Here is a 19,112-nt window from a genome sequence, read left to right as displayed (position 1 = left end):
TTTTCCGTTTTTACAAATCTCCGGGCGGGCATTCCCGAAAAAACAGCGGTTTCCGAAGAAACAAATATTTCCAATATTCAGTTCGCAGTTGCCCGAAATGGACAGAATTTCTATTTTTATAAATTAATAATTTCAGGATGTTATTTATCATATAAATCCACCGTCATAATCAGTCATTTCTTTTTTAAGCTTCTGTATCTGCCATACATAATCCGCCATTATTTCAGACACACAGCAGATTGTAAAAAAAAACGATAGTTGTTTTAATTTTTTCACATTTGACAATATAAGCTGTTATGTGCAACTTAGAAGAATCACGCTGGAAAATTGAATCATATGCCAAAACAATATACAAGCAGAGAGTTGATAAAACTTGTAAAACAATATGGCTGGAACCCGGTGAGTGCCAGACGCGACCATCACAATTTCAAACATGATGAAAGCCGCTTCATAGTGACAATTATTCATCCGCAAAAAGATGTTCCTGTCGGACGCTCGGCAGACACCATGAAAAAAATTAAATTGGAGAAAAAATGATGCGTTACCTTATCGTACTGGAACCAACCGAGTCAGGTTTCGCAGTTCAGGTTCCCGACCTCGCGATCATCACATTTGGAAAAACTGTCGAAGATGCCAGGCATGTAGCGGCCGAAGCTGTGAAAATCAACCTTGAAGCCTATCGGGAAGCAGGCATGGCCGTACCGGAAAAAGAGCCGCTACAGAAGCATCTTGAGAATCCGGATTTTGCCGAATTACTGTTTGCTTTTGTAGAGGTGAGCAAATCTGCAACGCCCATTGCAGCGTGAAAAACGGCTCATTTGAATCGCCAGTATGAGACATGACCTCAACAGGATGAAAATATGGAATAGATGCTCAATAAAATGCGGGCAGGGTTCTGACAAAGCTGTGATACCAATTCACTATTGAAATAAAGTATTGAAAAAGTACAATTATCTGCAACAGAACAAAATAAAGCTTTTGTATAGTATGATTTCAAAACTCAAACGGTATGATTTATGTTTCCCCGGAAATCTGCCGTGATCTTATTATCGAAGCTGCCGGAAGCGGAACCATTCCGAACCGGCTTGTCAGTGCAAAACTGGGCGGGTCGGAGAGAGTTGGATAACAAAAACATGCTGTTACACCATAGCAACAGCAGGGTGGACGAAGTGCAAAGAAGCGTCAGCAACCAGCTAAAACAATCAGATATCCATGAATAAAAAACAACAGAAAACACTTTGAAAAGTCTTTGAGAGACCTGTGCGTGCGGACATCGGATGGAATGAGGTGAAATCCCTTCTGACTGCATGCGGGGCCGAAATATGTGAAGGCAGGGGGTCGAGAGTCCGTGTGGTTCTGGACAGACGGGTTCTTAACCTGCACAGCCCGCATCCGGGAAAGGAACTGAAAAAATATGCTACGGAACTCGTCAGGGACTTTTTGGAAGCTTCAGGAGTCACACCCGATGAATAACATTCTGAAATACAAAAACTACACAGGCAGTGTCATCTTTGATCCCGATGACAGAATCTTTCACGGCCGGGTCCTGGGAATCGGAGACATGATCGGCTTCGAGGGAACAAGCGTGGGAGAACTTGAGGAGGACTTTCGGAACGCCGTGGATGACTATCTTGAGACCTGCCGGGAAATAGGCAAAACACCGGAACAGCCTCCAAAAAAAATATAGAAAAATAATGCGTTATCTTATTGTACTGAAACCGACCGAGTTTACCAAATGTAATAATCAATTGACTTTGCATAATTTTATGGGTATATATGGGTATATTTATGGGTGTAAACAGAACGTATTATGAAACAACCCCTTATCAATATTACAAAAAGTATGCTGAGGCATATTGCCGGGACAGACGAGTTCAAGGGAAGCTGGCAGGCTGCGGGCAGTCTCCCGCGGGAACGGCTTAACGCTTTAAAGAGAGTCGCAACAGTGGAGTCTGTGGGTTCATCCACCAGAATAGAAGGTGCGAAACTTACTGATGGGGAAGTAGAAAATCTTCTGTCCGGTCTTGAAATCAGACCCCTCAGTTCCCGTGACGAACAGGAGGTGGCCGGATATGCCGATGCGGTGAACATCATTTGCGAGTCTTATGAGGCGATACCGTTTACAGAGAACTATATCAGACAGTTGCATAAAATACTGCTCGGACACAGTTCAAAGGATATCCGGCACCGGGGGGAATATAAGAAAATTCCGAACAGTATCGAGGTTATTTTGCCGGATGGCAGACCGCGGACTGTTTTTGAGACAACTTCGCCCTTTGACACGCCCGGAGAGATGAAATCACTGGTTGAGTGGACAAACAGCGAGTTTGAAAAAAAAGAGCTTCATCCCTTGCTGATTATCGGGATATTTGCCGTGCATTTTTTGGCAATCCATCCCTTTCAGGACGGAAACGGAAGGCTGTCACGGCTTCTGACCACGCTGCTTTTGTTAAAAAGCGGTTATGCGTATGTTCCCTACAGTTCCCTGGAGAGCGTCATCGAAAAAAACAAGGAGGAGTATTATCTGGCGTTAAGAAAAACACAGGGGACGCTCAGATCCGAAAATGCGGATTATGAACCCTGGCTGGAATTTTTTCTTTTATCGCTGAAAATCCAGGCGGACCTGCTGGCTGAAAAAACCGCCCGTGAAAGAATGGCGGTCTCTCTTCCCGAACTTTCCGAACAGATCATCAGGCTGGTAAAAGCCCATGAAAGACTGGCAATTTCAGATATTGAAGCCATGACAGGTGCGAACCGGAACACGATCAAGGTCAGGCTGCGTGAGCTTGTCAGAGACAGGTATCTGGAAAAGCATGGAAGGGGGAAGGGGACTCGGTACACAGTGGGGACCGGGGCAAAGTGAGTCTGAGCCAGGTCTGGGGGTCATTGTTACATAAGACAATAACGGATATCTCTTATTTCAAGGAAAAATTTTGCCGGACGGGCTTTGCAACTCCGTCCGAAATATTCTGCCTCTCTTCCCGTTAGTGTCAGGGAGATTTCGGAGATTGCTGACAGAAAAGAAGGAAGCCGCAGAAACGCGGCAGACTGTGATATTGAAAAAAGATCGTTATGCGTACCGGGTGATCTGGTCGGAAGAAGACAGGGCATAGTTTTTTTAGCATTAGCACAGATGTTTCCAAATGCGCAAACCAGGTATCTTTTTGAAATGCGAATCATATGTGATAACAACAGAATCCGTCTCAATGGCATGTGACGCAATCCAAATATCGTTGATCGGTAACGGCGTTCCTGCTTTTTTCAATGTGTCTCTGAGCATGCCGAAGATATTCGCTGTCTTATCACTCCCGTTCAGTACGCTGACTGTCGGCTTTCGAATAAACTTATCGAGGAGCTTCCTGTTTTCCTGTTCTTTGCTGCCGCCTCTGAATCCCGCAAAAAGTTCGCCCAAAACGAATATTGAGAAATATACAATTTGAGCCTTTGCCAGTACGTCCAGGACATTTTCATCTCCGCCCATAAAGCGGCTATAAGCATTTGTATCAAGAAGGATTTGTTTCAAGACCAGTCCTCCGAATCAATTTTGTCAAAATCTCTGACTGAATGATCAAACTCACGCATGTCATCCGCTGACCAGACACCGAAAAGGTCAAGAAAATCTTCCCTGTGATCATCCTCATTTGTTTGTCCGAGAGCGAGGGATTCTCTAAGAAGTTTCTTTATTGTCTCATTGAGTGTCATTCCTTCTTTTTCCGCTTTCTCACGGATAACTTTTTCCACATGATCATCAATATCATAAATTGTTACGGTTTTCATGTTCGCCTCCTTTGATCTGTAAAAAAAAACTTAAAAAGCAACCTCTCGCAATCTCTTTTAATCCGTCTGTATTTCTTTTTCAGTATTTTCAGAGTCCTGAGAAATGTTTCGGTCAGATGCACATCATATTTCATCCCAGACTTCCCTCCAATGTCTGGTTCTGCCCGATCTGATATCTTCCAGACCGCTTCTGACCAGCTTTGCAAATTCCGGTGACTGGGAAAGCAGTTCTGTCTCGCTCTGATATCCGATTTCCTCCAAAACGGAGAGGAATTTTTTATATTCCTCTATCGGAATGATAACTGCCACAGGACTGCCTTTTTTATCAAAAATATATTGTTCGTCAGCTATATGAGGCATTGTAAATCTTCCTTTTTTATATAACCTGATGAGCAGGTTTTCAAAATTTGAAAAATCTGACTTTTCAGTTATGTTCTGACTCTGTGTTCGGAATGCATCCGGTCTGTTTCCTTTTTAAAGCAATGTCGCACGTAACATAAGCAATCAGAAGCAGAGTCTCCCCAAGTCCGCTATAATCAGAAATGTTTTTATAAATGATACCATCAACATAAACGAGTGTCAAATATCATCTGTATGGATTATCTGTGACAAAAAAATATATTTTTTTCTGATTATAACGAATTCAGGGGCGACCAAGCCCTGTAAGTGTCGGCATATTTGCAGTAAGTTTGCAGGTGTCTGCCAAGTCCCGCAGGGGTGTTACCGGCCCTGCATGATGAATGCTCTAATTTATGTTTCCCCGGAAATCCGCAGTGATCTTATTATCGAAGCTGCCAGAAGCGGAACGAAACCACTCTGAACTGGCTTGTCAGTGCAAAGCTGGGCGGTTCGGAGAGAGTTGGATAAAAAATACTGATTATAAAGGATTTAGGGGAGGCCGACCAAGCCCCGTGGGGGCGGCATATTTGTAGCAGCAGATTTGCAGGCCCCCACGGGGCTTTCCCGGCCCGGCATGATTTGCTACAAATATGCCGCCCCTACGGGGCTTTCCCGGCCTCCCCTAAATCCGTTATAATCAGCAATTTTTTATTCATGCGGCTCTTCTTTTTCCATTTTATTCACAATGTCAACGGTTTTCACGGACACGACACAGACCCGCTTTAAGAGGTCAATGACCGTGTCCTTGTAATCCGCAAATCTGTAAGTGTTGAATTTCTCCGCAATGGTTTTATCCCTGGGTTTTTTCTCTTTGTGCTGGTCAAGTATCCAGTGGAGTGCGGAACGGTTCCCGAGTTTGTACTCCCACGCTTTGGCGGGAATTCCTGTTATGGTCGTGTTCTCATCCAGGATGATTTTCCCTTTTTCGGGGATTGCCCGGAGTTTGGGTTTGGGCGTTTCTTTGTGAGCGGTTTCATGAATTTTCAGATGATAAGGCTTTGCTTCCTCATAACTGATATGCAAATCCATTAATGCCTTGCCCCATTTCACCCACTTCCTGAAATCTTTGTAAAACGGCACACGGGGAAATTCCCGCTTCAGGTTGATTTCATATTTCCGGCGGTATGCGGGGTTGTGCAGCACCGCATAAGTGTAATGAAAAATGTCTTCTTTGGTGATGCGCTTATTTTGGTAATGCTTGGTGAACTGTTGCAGGCCCCAGTCGGTGATGTTATCAACGCGGGATCTGTCGGATTCGTAGCGATAGAGGGGGAGGCACTGGGTACTTCCGCCGCCAACCAATAAACTACCTAACTGAATAATCGTATCTGTTGCTAAATGAATTATTTCATTCGAACCGATATTAAATGAGATAAACTTGTTTTCATTGCCAAAATCAAAAAGATTAAACCATTGATAAGTCATTCCGTTAAAATGTTTATCAAAATAAAAAAACTTTTTGCTGAAAGGACGATAAACGGATCGGATGATTTTTTCTTTTTCAAATTTTTTCTTAATGCCTCTGGTCAGATATTTTGTCAGTTCCCTGTCCCATTTGATAGAATTTCTGTCTTCAAAATCGGGATTTTTTAAAGTTTGCTGGTAAATTTTTACAAAATGGCTAATTTTGTTTATCAAAGCAGTTTCTGAAAAATCATAAACCCAATCATCCCTTTGGGATTTTATGCCAGAAGAAAATAACTGAAAAACCGCTTCTTCACTTCTTCCGACTTTTACGTCTTTGTCCATTAACGGAATAAGTTCATCAAAATCATTATCTGTGATGTCCAACCAGTTGTTGTGCTTGTCCGGCTTAATCCTCTGAAAAGGAATACTGCTGATCTTATTCCCTCTGAACCATTCCAGCTTTTCACGTTTCAACATCTCATCTGTCAGGGTGAAATAGTGAATTCCGACTTTCTTTTTTTTGTTCTCAGTTGTTTTTACCAGAAACATAACAGCAACGCCGGTCTGAATCCCGAAAACATTATTTTTTGTACCGGAAATTTTGGGATTTTTACGAACATCGCTTTGGGTATCCACGATATAAATATCATCAAATTCTTTTGCAATGGTCTTACGGAATCCGTCAAAAGTACGGCTGTCAATGTAACTGCGGTTTGTTATAAAAGCAACGACCCCGTTTTCATCAATCCGCTCGCCTGCCCAGCGAAAAAAGCGTGTGTACATATCATAGACAACAATCTGATTCTGTGCGGTTCCGTGTCTGATATAAGTCTCCTTAATCCGCTCATCCACTTTTTTATATTTTTTGTTGGGATTAAAATCATTGTAAAGCTGCTGCTTGGCATTATACGGCGGATTCCCGATGATCACCGAAATTTTCCGCTCATTCTGCTTTTTAATGCGCTCAAGATTTTCCGCACTCAGCCCGAAGCCTTCAAGAGAATATTGCTTTCCCTCGTATGAAAACCCCAGATTGTCCAGCGTGTCAACAAATACAATATTTTCAAAAGGTTCATACTGTCCCATTTTCTGCTGATAAGTGTATTCAATATTCAGATTGGCGATATAGTACGGCAGGATTGCCAATTCATTGGCGTGCATCTCATTTTTGTATTTGTATTCAAGATACTGAGGCGGAAGATATTCAACAAGCTCGGTGATGAATGTTCCAGTTCCGGTTGCCGGATCAAGGATTTCCACATTTTTGTCACCAAGGGATTTCCCAAAATGCTTCTCCAAAAGAAAATCCGTGCTTTCGATCATGAACCGGACAATCTCACCAGGCGTATAGACAATCCCGAGCCTGTCCGCACCTTTGGGATTGTAAGCCTTGTAGAAATTTTCATAAATCACCTTCAGAAATTTCTGTTTCTCATGATGATTGTCAATCCTTGCGGCCTCGGCCCTGATGGCCCGGTAATAGCTGTCAATGCCCGACAGCGTGTTCCGGCGCTGCGGGCCAATGAAGAAAGTGTTCACAACCGCCTCCAGCTCCTTTGCGATGCTGTTCTCACGGTGAAAATGGCTCTCCCCGAAAACCGTGTCAAATATCTCAGCCGTGAGAATGTGCTGAATCAGCATCTCCTGTATGTCAAAAGCTGTGATGTCAGGATTGATGCTTTCCCTGCAAAGTTCCTGAAAATCGGCATTGGCCCGCTTAAACGCTTTGTTTGTCTTCCCCTGTTCGGAAATCATGGCGCGCAGCGCCTCAATGATATCAGGAATATCCTCCCCGAATTTTTCCACAGCAAGATGAAATTCCTTTATCTCCGGCCGTTCATAACTGACAAATTCCGTGAGCAGCGCATGAAGGGCATTCGCATCTTCCATCCTGTGCCGCATGATCCGGCTTCCCTGCTGTATCAGGACAATATCTTCTGAATTCTCAAAAATAATGTTGAATTTTGGATATCCGATTTCAAATTTTTTCTCTATTTCCTCATCAAGATTGTCTTTCGGGTCCTTGCTCTCCCAATGTCCCCAGTCCAGTTGCAAAGCATCTTTGACAGTTCCGTCCGGTCTTTTCTGTGAACTCTTCAGCGCAAGCTCGTCAACCAGAACCAGATTTTTCGGCATACAATATTCTTCCAGAAGATTGGCAAACGCACGGCGTATGGAACTTTCATTCTGTGTCCCGCCGAATCGCTTATACTGATCAAGTTTGTTATAATAGTGATTTATAGCCTGCATTGACATAATTCACGACCTTTCCCGAAGCATTTCAAAATGGTTTGCGGGGTTGATATCAGAAGAGGGGTTTTGCCCGGGCAGCATGGATAACCTCCTTATTTCCGGTTTATAATCCGCCCAAAAACATAACGGACTATATCTCTTATTTCAAGGAAAAAATTTCTGATGTGCCTGCATGTCATATTTTCGGAAACCTCGCAGGTCTGATGCCGGAAAACTTTTGTCCGGGTACTTACAAGCTAAAAATTGTACAATATTGTTGAGTTGTGTACAGGACAAAAAAGATGATCGCAAAAAAAAAAACGGCTTTTTCCGAGAGGGAAAAAGCCGGGTTTCCTCACTGCGCCGGACGGGTTTGCAGCCTCTGCAATGCTTCTGAAAAAGTGAAGAGGATTGCATGACCTTTATCTGTTACCTTTTCTATTCATATCCAATATCCCTTGGCTCTGTGAGCAGGTGAATGCCGTCAAGAATTTGACGGACACGCCTGCTGGAAAGCGTGCCGATCCTTTCCGTCAGGTCTCTTTTGTCGATAGTGAATATCTGAGACACATTGACAACACTCTGCTTGGGAAGATTTGCCTCACCCTTTTCCAAAAGCATGTTCCCCGGTGCCTGGGCACGTCTGATATTGGAAGTAAGCACACACACCACGACGGTGTTTATACGGCTCTGATTAAATATATCATTCTGAATGACCACATGGGGATGACGATAGGCTGGCTCAGACCCGAACGGCTCGCCCATGTCAATCCAGAACACATCTCCCTGCCTGATCACCATTGTGCATTTTTCCCAATAAATCGCCTGTGATAACGTCGCATGTCCTGCTGAAGTCTCAATTCCTCGGCATTCGGCAAATCATCATATGCCGCGTTGAGAGATTCAAGCAGGCGATCATTTTCATGGCGCATTTCCGAAAGTTTTTCTGATGACCTGGGCAGACAATACAGGGTTCGTTCTGCCCTGATTTCAGCGATCCATCTTGCAGCCAGCCGTTCCTGCTCTGGCTGAGGCAGAGAAGATACCAAGTCAAATGCTTTCTTTAAAAGTGTTGTCATGCTGCCCTCCTGTGGCAGAATTTTCACAAGTTGCCTCCCCGGCGACGATTTTGGTTTCAGCCATAAACCAGCAATGGGGAAAAAGCATTCCCAAAGATCAGATTCCCATTATAAGACATAATCAATAGTTGTCTGACCAAATAAATTTTGAAGGGTGAAGACCTCCGAGGTTTCGGAAACCTCGGAGGTCTGACATTCGGGGAATTCGGTGTCGGATTTCTGAACTTTCCATATATTGACAATAATAAAGTGAAATGAATCGGGTTTCAAGTAAAAAATTTTTCTAAAGACAAATTACAAATAAATTACAAACGGGTCAAAATCTGAGATTTGGTCATTGAAGTTTGGTATTTGTTTGGAATTTGGTATTTCCGGATTACTCGGGTTAGGTCTCAGAAAAAACTACGAAACTTTGGCATTCTTCACGAATTGTAAATAACCACTTGAAATTATTAATGCCAACCCCATTGAAATGAAGGATGCCGAAACTTTCATGTTTTGTTGTGACCGCAGGAGCATGACTATGATAAATTTAAACGCAAGTTTTGTGCCAATAATCTAAACGCTTTAATTCAAATCAGTTATGCTTTTAAGAAATATTCTGATTTAACCCATTTCCGGAAGTATAATGAATTTAAAGCGTCAGGCGTGCCAAAGAGAAATTAATGGTTATGGTTTATATTATATATTTTTTTATTTCTGCCACCATTTTTCTGCCATTTTCCTTAACAAACTGATTTTCCATCCTAAAAAAAGACTTATAGCTTTACTGACCCTGACCCTTGACCTTGGCCCCTGACCCCTGCCCCCCAAAACTTTTCACTTTGATTTTAAATCTGCTTGATAAGAATCCCTAGTTCTGATACACAGGTTATAATTATCTGTTTCATCCGTGATACAGGGGGATGAATAAAGAAAAAACTGCCAGTTTTGTATTGCGGCAGATGATGTTCTTTATGCTTCCCCCTGCCATTTTAAGTGGCTGAAACAATGACCAGGAGTTCATATTCAAAAAATCTGTGGATAAATTTTTGTATTCAGCAGATCAAATCAGAAGTTTTCAATCTGCTGATATTCGCTAATTATCCGTTTTATAAAAATATTTACCATACAAATAATGATGATCTCATAAAAAGTACTGTATTTTCCCTTCCCTGTGTCCTGTCGGCCGGAATGGGAATAACAAAGAATTCATCAATAAAAGTCATGAGCGGGGAACACAACGAAGCCTGAAAGTTTCAGAATTTTTCCTAACACTTAACACCTAACACCTAACACCTTCATATATTAAAGATGGGAAAAAAGAAAAAGAAAAAAAAAGATAAAAAAAAGGGGCAGCAGCAACTCCAGAATCTGACGACTGATCAGCTTATTCTGAGGGGAAAGCAGAGTCTTGATGCAAAGAAGCCCCGGGATGCCATCAGTTTTTTTAAGCTTGCCATTAAAAAACAGGGGGTGTCCGATGACATAAATACATTCCTTTTCCGGGCATATCTTCTGCGGGAAAGCCAGTTGCGCAAAAAAAATCTGACCGTTGAAGCTGACATGGTCAAAAAGCAGGCCCAGGAATACATGCCCTGGGTTGACCAGTTGTCCGAAGCAGATATGTTTGCGTACATTTCCACATGCTCAAACAAGGAAGCCATTGATATTTATGCCGGATATCTGTCAGCAAACAAAAGGTCTGCCAGGGCGGAACAGTTTCTTGCCAACCGGCTTTTTAAAAGCGAAAGATGGGAACTGTCAGACAAACTGGATGAATCTCTTCCTCTCAGACGTGACATCGCGCCTGTACGGAAAGCCATTCCCCTGATGGACGCGGCCAAATGGGAAGAGGCCCTTGACGTACTCGCTTCCATATCAAGAACCTCTCCGTTTGCGCCGGTCCGTATGTTTTGCCGTGCCATGGTTTCTTTTTATAATGAAGATGATGCGGATATGTCCAGAGCGCTTTCCATGATTCCGGATGATTTCCCTCTCAGCACTGTTGTGGAAAATTTGAAAAATACAGTGGGAAACGGAAACAAAACCTCAAAAGCCGAACCCCGGCTTCAGTGCCTGTGGGATGGCCCCGTAAACATAGAAACGGATATCAAAGACCTTTTATATGATCTTGAACACAGGCGGTTTCGCCAGGCAGAATCTTCTCTTAGCGATCTGGCAGAAGCGGTCTATCCTCAGGAACCGACCGCGGTGCTTTCGTTTATGCTGGAATCAATCTGGAACATGGTCCTGCAATATAAAATCGAAGAATATGATTTTCACAAGATGGTGTCAGACCTGCTGCCCCCGTCCCAGGCTGAACTGCTTCTGACAAAAACAAGATTTCTCGATTTTAAGACCCCTTTTACCACCGCGGGGCAGTATCTCTCCCTTTTGGAAAACGAATTTCCTGATGCCCGCAGAAGAAAAATTGCACATGCGTTTATTCTGTTATATATTGTCGAGGCAATCCGTAAAAGCAAATTTAACACTGCAAAAGACAAAAGAGGTGTTCAGAAATACAAAAAACTTCTGGGCATAAAAAGTAAGACCAAAGACGCTGAGACAATGCTGATGGACATGACAACAGAAGGGATCAGGCTTGATCCGAAGAACCGAAAGGGATATGAACTTCTTGTGACATTGTCCCGGGCATCAAGGCCCGCGAAAAATGCAGTGGAAGCGTCCCTCACCGACATGCTCTCGCATTTTGCTGACGACCCCTGGCCCTGTCTGGAGCTTGCCTCTGTTTTTTATGAAAAAAATGCTTTCAGAAAAGCTGAGAACATCCTGAAAGAGGCCATGATACGAGCGCCTCATGACAGCCGGGTCATTGACCGTCATGCCATTGCCCTGCTGATATCCGCGGAAAAAAATATTCAGCGGAAAAAATTCCATCTTGTTGAAAGGGATATTGGAAAAGCCGAAGAACTTATGAGCAAAAAGGTTGCCCCGTTTATCATTGAGAAACGGATCATTTTTCAGATCGCGAGCAACCAGCCTCTTGAACCGGGTCCCCTGTCTGAAAAAAAAGGAAAACAAGTTCCAAAGGAGAAAGGTGCCCAGCTTTCCCTGTTTAAAGATCGGAAAGCCTTAAACCGGATTGTCGAGAATGAACTTGCGCGGCTTTCCCTGTTTGAGCAACTGAGGATTCTGGCTGTTCTTATCGGGGATATTAAACGCCGCACCTTGGATGAGAAGAAATCCGTATTAAAAGAGATTGAAAAAATCTTTGACAAAGCATCAAAAAAAATAAAAGAACTTCCGTCATCTGAGATCATAAGGCTTCTTACACCGTTGAACAAGGAATATTCGTCGTTATTTCCCTCTCTGGAAATTGCCCCGATTTTCCTGAAAAAACATAAAGATATCCTCAAAAATGTGGAGGATTCGGAAATATTCTCTCTTTATGATCTTATTTTTGAGAAAACCTGGTTCGGACTGATCCAAAAAGACATAAAGCAAAGAATAAGGAAGGCTAAAAAGAAAGATCGTCTTTTGTTGGATTTCTATTTGGTGACGATACAGCATATCAAAGGAGAAAAGCTGGACCCTGATCTTTTTTTCGATATTATTGATGAGGCTCCCCCGGGACCCATGCGGGATGAACTTCGGACAGCATCCCGGCGGCTTTCAAAACATGCCTCGGGCGTTTTGAAGAAAGCCCTGGAAATGTTTGAGTTCGATATCCTGGATGAATTGCCTTTTTTTGATAATCCTTTTCACGATCCGTTTGATGATTTCTTTGATGATGATGATGTTTTGCCTGAGAGAAGTCTTGAAAGAGAACTTGACAATCTTCTTGACCAACTCGATCTGATAGAGTCGGATTTTGATTTGTCAGATGAAGAAGCCATTCCGGATGAAATAACAAATGATCTCCTGAACGGGTGCGAGTCATTTGTGGACAGCCTGGAACTTCGCGGGGCACCTGATTTCGTTATCATGGGGTTAAGAGAAATCCTTCGCTCGGATCCGAAAGTCCGGCGTGATTTTGACATGATGACGAAAATTATTATGCAGACAGGAGGAGCATCCCGGCTTTCCCGTGAAGCACGGGTTCTTTTGCTGGGAAAGCGGAAAAGAAAATAATTGATAATTGATAATTGATAATTGATAATGTTTCGGCGCAATTATCAATTATCAATTATCAAAGGGAGGCTGTTATGCTGACACACTATCTTACGCTTGGGCTTTCATTAGATGCTTCGGATGAGGATATTCGAAACAGTTATCTTCAACTGGTGAAAAAATATACACCAGAAAAAGAACCGGAACGGTTTCGACAGGTCACCGAGGCATACGAAGCGATTAAAGATGAACGTAATCGGATCATGGGTAAAATCTTTGGCGGTTTGGCAGCCCGGGATTATGCGGACGCGCTTGTTTCTCTGGGAAAGGCTAAGGAAATCAGACGGCGGCGTGTGGGATTAAAAGAACTGTTCCAAGCAGAAAAGAAGGGAGGATGATGGAATGTATCTGTTGTTCACGGTTATTGAATGGTGCAGGAGGTTTTACAGACAAGTTTCAGTTGACTTTATGCGGTGGAATATCCGTTTTTTCTCAAGAAAAATGCAAAAAAGATTAAATGGATATCAGTATCAGAATCTGCCGGATTGGAAGCTCAAGGCTTTGGAAGATTTCAAGTTTTGGCTTGAAGATATTCCGAATACACGGCCGGCAGGTGAGAACGCCGACATGGATTCATGCGATCTTTACACCCTTTTATCCGAGTTTTCCGCATTAAGACAGGAAATCAGAATCCAGAACAGGGAGCAGAACAAAGCCGTGGAAACACTTAATTCTTTTATTGGCACATACCAGGAAATCTGGCAGGTCTTTAAAGATCGGTCCGAGGATATTTCAGAACTTGAGGAACGGATACGACAGAGCAGCGAGAAAAGGGCGATTATCCCTTTTCTGAATGTTCGGGATACACTGGTTCGGGGGCTTAAGGCGGGTAAGGAACTGGCTGATGCCACTGAGGAACTGGCTAAGTCAAAGGGGCTTTTCAGGTCTGTTCCCAAAGGAATGGACGAAATTACCGCGGGTATGGAGGGGATTATTGAAGGATATGAGATGGCAATAAGACGCTTTGACCGGGCACTTGAGTTGGCAAACATCTATCCGGTGGATACCGTAGGAGAGCCTTTTGATCCTAAGACAATGAAGGCCGTGGGCAAGCAGTCCGATCCTGAGACTGAGGAGGGCCTTGTGATAGAAGAACAACTGAGCGGATTTGTTCGTGATGATGAAATTATCAGAACCGCAGAAGTTATTGTAAACACATAGTTAAGCAGTGACTGTCTGAATATTCTGAGAAATCGCCTTTCAGATATTCAGCGGACGAATTAAAATAAACAATGTAAGTGGAGAGATGTATGGAACCGATAGTAGGTATAGACCTCGGAACCACAAATTCCGAGGTCGCTTTTATTATTGATGGAAATGCGGATGTTCTGAAAATAAAGGATGATGGCATTGTACCTTCCTGCGTGGGAATTGATAATGATGAAAAAATTATTGTGGGAACCGAGGCCAGAAATCAGGCTGCCATCGCGCCGGGTCGCACGGTCCTTTCAGTAAAACGCCTGATGGGAACGGATGAGAAGCTTTCCATGGGAGATGCCACTTACCTGCCTCAGGAAATTTCAGCATTCATCTTGAAAGCATTAAAAGATCGGGCGGAAACGGTATTGGAGAAGCCCGTCTCAAAGGCTGTCATTACCGTGCCTGCTTATTTTACAGATGCGCAAAGACAGGCCACAAGAGAAGCCGGACAAATTGCCGGACTTGAGGTGGCTCGTATTATAAACGAACCCACAGCCGCGGCCCTTGCTTATGAAAGCACCCGTTCGGAAACTCAGCGGATTCTTATTTTCGATCTCGGGGGCGGAACTTTTGACGTGTCCATTGTTAAGATCGAGAACGGAGTTGTGGAGGTTCTTTCAAGTACCGGGGATAATCATCTTGGCGGAGATGACTTTGACCAGGATATAGTGGAGCTGCTTGTTGACCATATTCAAAATGAATTAAATCTCTCTGTGACGGATCAGCCCATGATCATGGCGAGGCTGAAACGGGCCGCGGAGGACGCAAAGATTACGCTTTCTTCCGAGCCTTACGCCAAAATAGAAGAAGACCATATCGGAAAAAAAGCATGGAAGGATATCCATCTTTCTTATGAGCTTTCCCGTCTGGATTTTGAAGAGATGATCGAGGAAGACCTGGAAAGGACAATGGTTTCTGTAAACCAGGCGTTAAAAGACGCTGCCTTGCTGCCATCTGCCATTGATAAGATCATCCTGGTGGGCGGTTCCACGAGAATTCCGAGAATATCAGAGATGCTGGAGGAAAAATTCGGTCGTCTGCCCCACAGCGAGATTGATCCTGATCTTTGTGTGGCCCTGGGTGCTGCCATTCAGGCGGGCAGAGAAATGGGGTTTGACTCCACAAGTGTTCTGCTGGATATAACACCTTATACTTTTGGCACATCTGCCATCGGAGAGTTGGACGGTGCGCCGTGCATGACCCGGTTTGTTCCCCTTATCCGCCGCAATACCAAACTGCCCACAGCCAAAACTGAGGCATTCTATACCCTGTATGACGGTCAGGAAGCTGTGGAGATAAAGGTGTATCAGGGAGAAGAACCCAATGCCCTGGATGACATCGAGATCGGCAAATATAAGTTCAAGCTGACACCAAAATCGCAGGAAGGAAGCGTCATTCTTCTTAATTATGATTTGGATCTGAACGGCATCTTGAAAATTGAGGCCATTGAGAAGGCATCCGGCAGAAATATCAATGCGGTGATTGAAAATGCCTTTGCTCAGTTTACAGATGAGGAAATGGCTGAGTCCAAAAAGCGAATTGATGAAATGTGGGGCGAGACAACCGGACCTGAAGATGCTGCCGGGGCAGAAGAAAAGACAGATGAAGGTGAATTGCCTCCTGAACTGGCCGGGATCATGCGCAAGGCCGAGTCTCAGCTTGAGTCAGCTTCCGAGGAAGACCGTGATGAAATGATCAATCTTATGGAAGATATGCGGGATGCTGTAAAAGAAGGCAGGCTTGATGACGCGGCAGAATTCGGAAAAGAACTGGAGGAAATTCTGTTTTATCTCGGATAGCTACATGGATTGTATATAAGAAGAGGATTATCAGAATTGTCCGAACCTTGATTAATTGTCCAACCCTGATTAATTGTCCGAACCTTGATGAAAGGATTAAAAGATTTTCAGGATTAAATCTGCTTTCAATTTTTTCAATCATGAAAATCCCTCAATCCTTTACCATGAAAATATAACTGAGAAGCCGGGTTTTTTAAGCGGGTCTTTTTTCATCTCCGGGGGTGAAAAACCCGGCTTCTTTTCATGAATTTTTAATCAGGGTTCAGACAAAGGAGCCTGATTTCTATGGAACGATGTCCCACCTGTAATGCCAAATATACTGGAAAGCGAATCTGTCACCGATGTAAGAGCGATCTGGGACTTTTGCTTGATACTGAACAGGAGGCCGGAGAATATTTGGAAAAAGCCATGTCCGCTTTTGCTGAAAAAGACTTTAATCAGATGTTTCTCCACGCAAAGCGAGCCTGTGCCTTACAGCGAACCCCGGAGGCTGCCAGAGTTTTGGCGTGCGCTTCGCTGCTTGTAAACAAATTTGACATGGCGATGAATCATTGGTCATTTGCCAGCCATCATGACAAATGACAAAAGAGCAAAGGATATTCAGCAATGCTTTTAAACCAGCTTATGGAAATATTGAAAAGCCTGAAACACGAGGTTCGCCGGAAATACAAAGCCGAACTCAGGGGCGTTTTCGGTTCTCACGCCAGAGAGGAAGCCGGTGAACACAGTGATATTGACATATTGGTAGAATTCGAAGAGGGCGCAACGCTGTTCGATCTGTCCGAGATGGGGGATTTTCTTGAGGAAAAATTGCAGCATAAAGTGGATCTGGTTTGTCAGAGTACCGTGAGGGAAGAAATCAGACCATATATATACAATGATTTGGTATCATTATGAAACGGGAGGATATTCGTCCCGGCAATAAATTGCCGGGCTATTTTCAGTCGTCCCTTCAGGACTGAAATTACTCCCCCCAAGTTATAAATACACCCGATATACTCCGTCAAATTTAGAGTTTTGTCTGAATCGTTAGTCTTATGGAAAAATTATTTATAACGATACTATCCTTACTTCTCATTTCTTCATCTGGAAAAGCTGATACTATTTTTTTAAAAAATGGAAGGAAGATTGAAGCAGAAAGGGTTTGGAAAGAAGATAATCAAATTAAATGCGATGTTTATGGCGCAATCGTGGGGTATCCGAAAGAGAATGTTGATCGGATTGAACTGTCTGAAACAAATTGGCATAATAACGATTTTAAATTTGATATATGGACATTTGGTATGTCTGTTGAAAAAGTTATTGAAGTGGCAGAAAGGAATGACGTTCCATTGGAAAAACCAGGTGTTTTTTCAGGCAATAAGCACTTTCGTCGTTCAGTTAAAAAATTTGCTAAAACAGCAACAAAGTTCCGTTACAGAGATTGCCTATTAGGAAAAAGAGCTACAATATATTTATCTTTTACTCCGACGAGTAAAAAACTTTTTGCCATCTCAATACGCTGGTTAGGGCTAACAGGTGTTAAAAAATCTGACTTCAAAAATGAAATTGAGTCTGTAATTATAAAGAAATATGGTAAACAAAAGAAAAAAGAAAAAGAGATTTTTTATGATACAATCTGTTGGTTAACTGAGGATAAAAATGAAATTTCAGTAAAAATAGGCAATGCTAGCATACAATTAAATTATATTGAGAAAACAATTGAAAAAATGGGACAGAAAGAAATGAAAGATATCCAAGAGCGTAAAAAAAAAAATTACCGAATGAAAGATGGAGATAAATTCTGAATGAAACATATTGATCTTCAGACAGACATTGGCAAAATAAAGCTGAAAAATCCTGTAATAACAGCCTCAGGCACATTCGGATATGGCCGTGAGTTTGAAGAACTCATTGATCTGAATCGTCTCGGAGCAATTATTGTAAAAGGTTTATCTCTGAAGCCTGCTAAGGGAAACCCGCCCCCGAGGATTGTTGAAACCTCCTGCGGCATGTTGAATGCGATTGGCCTTGAAAATATCGGTATTGAAGCCTTTATAAAACAAAAGCTTCCGTTTCTGGAGCAGCTTTCAACGCCCACGCTGGTAAACATTTACGGGAAAAGTGTTGAGGAATATGCGGACCTGGCCGCTCGTATTGATGAGGTTGAAGGCATCGCAGGCATTGAAATCAACATTTCATGCCCCAATGTGAAAACCGGCGGAATTGCCTTTGGCGTGGATCCCGAATCTGCTGCCGAGGTGGTCCGCGCGGTGAGAACCAGAACAACCAAACCGCTCATGGTCAAGCTTTCGCCCAATGTGACCGACATCACGGAAATCGCCCGTAGCGCCGAGGACGCGGGAGCAGATTCCCTGTCTCTGATCAACACCATCACCGGCATGGCGATTGACATTGAAACCCGGCACCCAAAGCTCGCCAATATCACAGGGGGGCTTTCCGGCCCTGCCATCAAACCGGTTGCCTTGCGGATGGTCTGGCAGGTTGCTCAGACAGTGAAAATTCCCGTGATCGGCATCGGAGGAATTATGAAAGCGGAAGATGCACTGGAATTTCTCATTGCCGGTGCTGTGGCCGTTCAGGTCGGCACAGCCAATTTTGTAAACCCCTGCTCGACCATTGAAATCACAGAGGGCATAGAAGCATTTCTCGCGGAAAGGAAAATTTCCAGCGTAAGGGATATTATTGGGACACTGGAGGTTTAATTCGTTTTCTGTGAACAGCGGAAAAACCCGGGGGTTTTCTTCAGTGGCCGCGGATCATTCCGGGGAAAAATCCGGATTTTTTTCCCCGGACAAACATTGAAAATTTATGATCAGGTACTTATCTCAAAATATACGGGCTGTTGGCGAATCAAATTCCTCTTCTCATCGCTATCTTTAATTAACACATTTTTATATCTTTTACCGTGAAAATACATTTCGAAAACCCGGGTTTTTTATCTGAAAATATTTTTATGACCGGAGGCGAAAAACCCGGCTTTTTTATGAGCGTTTATACAACATATTCAGCAACTCACATCTCGGAACCTTATTTTGAGAGGCATCATCTCGGAACTTCCGGAAATTCGGGGCGGATTCCCGGTACCGAATATGCCGAATTCGGG

Annotated in this window: 20 protein-coding genes; 14 read left to right on the top strand and 6 right to left on the bottom strand. The window is 43.3% G+C overall.

What is annotated here, in order from left to right:
* Nucleotides 1-336: 336 nt before the first annotated feature.
* From dnm_RS06325 to dnm_RS06300, 6 genes are all read left to right on the top strand, one after another.
* Complete coding sequence (locus dnm_RS06325; RefSeq protein WP_207681847.1) at nucleotides 337-537, top strand: type II toxin-antitoxin system HicA family toxin; 201 nt, start codon at nucleotides 337-339, stop codon at nucleotides 535-537.
* Nucleotides 534-806, top strand: coding sequence for a type II toxin-antitoxin system HicB family antitoxin (locus tag dnm_RS06320; protein ID WP_207681846.1), 273 nt, complete (start codon nucleotides 534-536; stop codon nucleotides 804-806). The genes dnm_RS06325 and dnm_RS06320 overlap by 4 nt, the downstream gene beginning before the upstream one ends.
* Before the next feature lie 231 nt (nucleotides 807-1,037).
* Entirely contained in the window at nucleotides 1,038-1,220 is a 183-nt protein-coding gene (locus tag dnm_RS06315) for a hypothetical protein (RefSeq protein WP_207681845.1), read from the top strand.
* A 40-nt stretch (nucleotides 1,221-1,260) separates the two neighbouring features.
* Entirely contained in the window at nucleotides 1,261-1,473 is a 213-nt protein-coding gene (locus tag dnm_RS31550; protein ID WP_207681844.1) for a type II toxin-antitoxin system HicA family toxin, read from the top strand.
* Nucleotides 1,466-1,687, top strand: a complete 222-nt coding sequence (locus dnm_RS06305; RefSeq protein ID WP_207681843.1) for a type II toxin-antitoxin system HicB family antitoxin — start codon at nucleotides 1,466-1,468, stop codon at nucleotides 1,685-1,687. The genes dnm_RS31550 and dnm_RS06305 overlap by 8 nt, the downstream gene beginning before the upstream one ends.
* Before the next feature lie 123 nt (nucleotides 1,688-1,810).
* Nucleotides 1,811-2,863, top strand: a complete 1,053-nt coding sequence (locus dnm_RS06300) for a Fic family protein (protein ID WP_207681842.1) — start codon at nucleotides 1,811-1,813, stop codon at nucleotides 2,861-2,863.
* Nucleotides 2,864-3,124: 261 nt separating this feature from the next.
* Here dnm_RS06300 and dnm_RS06295 read toward each other — a convergent pair whose 3' ends face one another.
* The 6 genes from dnm_RS06295 to dnm_RS06270 form a co-directional block, all read right to left on the bottom strand.
* On the bottom strand, nucleotides 3,125-3,523 hold the full coding sequence (locus tag dnm_RS06295) for a type II toxin-antitoxin system VapC family toxin (RefSeq protein WP_207681841.1): 399 nt from the start codon (nucleotides 3,521-3,523) through the stop codon (nucleotides 3,125-3,127).
* Complete coding sequence (locus dnm_RS06290) at nucleotides 3,520-3,777, bottom strand: hypothetical protein (protein WP_207681840.1); 258 nt, start codon at nucleotides 3,775-3,777, stop codon at nucleotides 3,520-3,522. The genes dnm_RS06295 and dnm_RS06290 overlap by 4 nt, the downstream gene beginning before the upstream one ends.
* A gap of 123 nt (nucleotides 3,778-3,900) precedes the next feature.
* Entirely contained in the window at nucleotides 3,901-4,137 is a 237-nt protein-coding gene (locus dnm_RS06285; protein ID WP_207681839.1) for a RelB antitoxin-like protein, read from the bottom strand.
* A gap of 687 nt (nucleotides 4,138-4,824) precedes the next feature.
* Complete coding sequence (locus dnm_RS06280; RefSeq protein WP_207681838.1) at nucleotides 4,825-7,839, bottom strand: type ISP restriction/modification enzyme; 3,015 nt, start codon at nucleotides 7,837-7,839, stop codon at nucleotides 4,825-4,827.
* A 414-nt stretch (nucleotides 7,840-8,253) separates the two neighbouring features.
* Nucleotides 8,254-8,616 carry a type II toxin-antitoxin system PemK/MazF family toxin gene (locus dnm_RS06275; RefSeq protein ID WP_207681837.1) on the bottom strand — a complete coding sequence of 121 codons (363 nt, stop codon included), beginning with the start codon at nucleotides 8,614-8,616 and terminating at the stop codon, nucleotides 8,254-8,256.
* Nucleotides 8,610-8,894 (bottom strand): hypothetical protein, encoded by a 285-nt coding sequence (locus dnm_RS06270; RefSeq protein WP_207681836.1) that lies wholly within the window; start codon nucleotides 8,892-8,894, stop codon nucleotides 8,610-8,612. The genes dnm_RS06275 and dnm_RS06270 overlap by 7 nt, the downstream gene beginning before the upstream one ends.
* Before the next feature lie 1,293 nt (nucleotides 8,895-10,187).
* Here dnm_RS06270 and dnm_RS06265 point away from each other — a divergent pair.
* The 8 genes from dnm_RS06265 to dnm_RS06230 all read left to right on the top strand — a co-directional run bounded on the left by dnm_RS06265 (nucleotide 10,188) and on the right by dnm_RS06230 (nucleotide 18,711).
* Nucleotides 10,188-12,968: a hypothetical protein gene (locus tag dnm_RS06265; RefSeq protein ID WP_207681835.1), complete on the top strand. Its 2,781-nt coding sequence runs from the start codon at nucleotides 10,188-10,190 to the stop codon at nucleotides 12,966-12,968.
* 74 nt (nucleotides 12,969-13,042) lie between these two features.
* Nucleotides 13,043-13,345, top strand: coding sequence for a DnaJ domain-containing protein (locus tag dnm_RS06260; protein ID WP_207681834.1), 303 nt, complete (start codon nucleotides 13,043-13,045; stop codon nucleotides 13,343-13,345).
* 4 nt (nucleotides 13,346-13,349) lie between these two features.
* Nucleotides 13,350-14,168 carry a nucleotide exchange factor GrpE gene (locus tag dnm_RS06255; protein WP_207681833.1) on the top strand — a complete coding sequence of 273 codons (819 nt, stop codon included), beginning with the start codon at nucleotides 13,350-13,352 and terminating at the stop codon, nucleotides 14,166-14,168.
* 89 nt (nucleotides 14,169-14,257) lie between these two features.
* A complete protein-coding gene (locus dnm_RS06250; protein WP_207681832.1) occupies nucleotides 14,258-16,006 on the top strand; it encodes an Hsp70 family protein in 1,749 nt (582 codons plus the stop codon).
* 285 nt (nucleotides 16,007-16,291) lie between these two features.
* Nucleotides 16,292-16,588 carry a hypothetical protein gene (locus dnm_RS06245; protein WP_207681831.1) on the top strand — a complete coding sequence of 99 codons (297 nt, stop codon included), beginning with the start codon at nucleotides 16,292-16,294 and terminating at the stop codon, nucleotides 16,586-16,588.
* A gap of 24 nt (nucleotides 16,589-16,612) precedes the next feature.
* Nucleotides 16,613-16,903 carry a nucleotidyltransferase family protein gene (locus dnm_RS06240; protein WP_207681830.1) on the top strand — a complete coding sequence of 97 codons (291 nt, stop codon included), beginning with the start codon at nucleotides 16,613-16,615 and terminating at the stop codon, nucleotides 16,901-16,903.
* A gap of 140 nt (nucleotides 16,904-17,043) precedes the next feature.
* Nucleotides 17,044-17,793: a hypothetical protein gene (locus dnm_RS06235; RefSeq protein ID WP_207681829.1), complete on the top strand. Its 750-nt coding sequence runs from the start codon at nucleotides 17,044-17,046 to the stop codon at nucleotides 17,791-17,793.
* Entirely contained in the window at nucleotides 17,794-18,711 is a 918-nt protein-coding gene (locus dnm_RS06230; RefSeq protein ID WP_207681828.1) for a dihydroorotate dehydrogenase, read from the top strand.
* The last annotated feature ends 401 nt before the right edge of the window (nucleotides 18,712-19,112 follow it).

This window comes from Desulfonema magnum (genome assembly GCF_017377395.1).
Taxonomy (GTDB): domain Bacteria; phylum Desulfobacterota; class Desulfobacteria; order Desulfobacterales; family 4be13; genus Desulfonema_C; species Desulfonema_C magnum.
This window is presented reverse-complemented; position numbering and strand designations above follow the sequence as displayed.

Excerpts from the sequence above, each read along its gene's own strand:
- dnm_RS06325 (WP_207681847.1), top strand. The coding sequence starts at position 337 with ATGCCAAAACAATATACAAGCAGAGAGTTGATAAAACTTGTAAAACAA.
- dnm_RS06320 (WP_207681846.1), top strand. The coding sequence starts at position 534 with ATGATGCGTTACCTTATCGTACTGGAACCAACCGAGTCAGGTTTCGCA.
- dnm_RS06305 (WP_207681843.1), top strand. The coding sequence starts at position 1,466 with ATGAATAACATTCTGAAATACAAAAACTACACAGGCAGTGTCATCTTT.
- dnm_RS06300 (WP_207681842.1), top strand. The coding sequence starts at position 1,811 with ATGAAACAACCCCTTATCAATATTACAAAAAGTATGCTGAGGCATATT.
- dnm_RS06290 (WP_207681840.1), bottom strand. The coding sequence starts at position 3,777 with ATGAAAACCGTAACAATTTATGATATTGATGATCATGTGGAAAAAGTT.
- dnm_RS06285 (WP_207681839.1), bottom strand. The coding sequence starts at position 4,137 with ATGCCTCATATAGCTGACGAACAATATATTTTTGATAAAAAAGGCAGT.
- dnm_RS06280 (WP_207681838.1), bottom strand. The coding sequence starts at position 7,839 with ATGTCAATGCAGGCTATAAATCACTATTATAACAAACTTGATCAGTAT.
- dnm_RS06275 (WP_207681837.1), bottom strand. The coding sequence starts at position 8,616 with ATGGTGATCAGGCAGGGAGATGTGTTCTGGATTGACATGGGCGAGCCG.
- dnm_RS06270 (WP_207681836.1), bottom strand. The coding sequence starts at position 8,894 with ATGACAACACTTTTAAAGAAAGCATTTGACTTGGTATCTTCTCTGCCT.
- dnm_RS06265 (WP_207681835.1), top strand. The coding sequence starts at position 10,188 with ATGGGAAAAAAGAAAAAGAAAAAAAAAGATAAAAAAAAGGGGCAGCAG.
- dnm_RS06260 (WP_207681834.1), top strand. The coding sequence starts at position 13,043 with ATGCTGACACACTATCTTACGCTTGGGCTTTCATTAGATGCTTCGGAT.
- dnm_RS06255 (WP_207681833.1), top strand. The coding sequence starts at position 13,350 with ATGTATCTGTTGTTCACGGTTATTGAATGGTGCAGGAGGTTTTACAGA.
- dnm_RS06250 (WP_207681832.1), top strand. The coding sequence starts at position 14,258 with ATGGAACCGATAGTAGGTATAGACCTCGGAACCACAAATTCCGAGGTC.
- dnm_RS06245 (WP_207681831.1), top strand. The coding sequence starts at position 16,292 with ATGGAACGATGTCCCACCTGTAATGCCAAATATACTGGAAAGCGAATC.
- dnm_RS06240 (WP_207681830.1), top strand. The coding sequence starts at position 16,613 with ATGCTTTTAAACCAGCTTATGGAAATATTGAAAAGCCTGAAACACGAG.
- dnm_RS06235 (WP_207681829.1), top strand. The coding sequence starts at position 17,044 with ATGGAAAAATTATTTATAACGATACTATCCTTACTTCTCATTTCTTCA.
- dnm_RS06230 (WP_207681828.1), top strand. The coding sequence starts at position 17,794 with ATGAAACATATTGATCTTCAGACAGACATTGGCAAAATAAAGCTGAAA.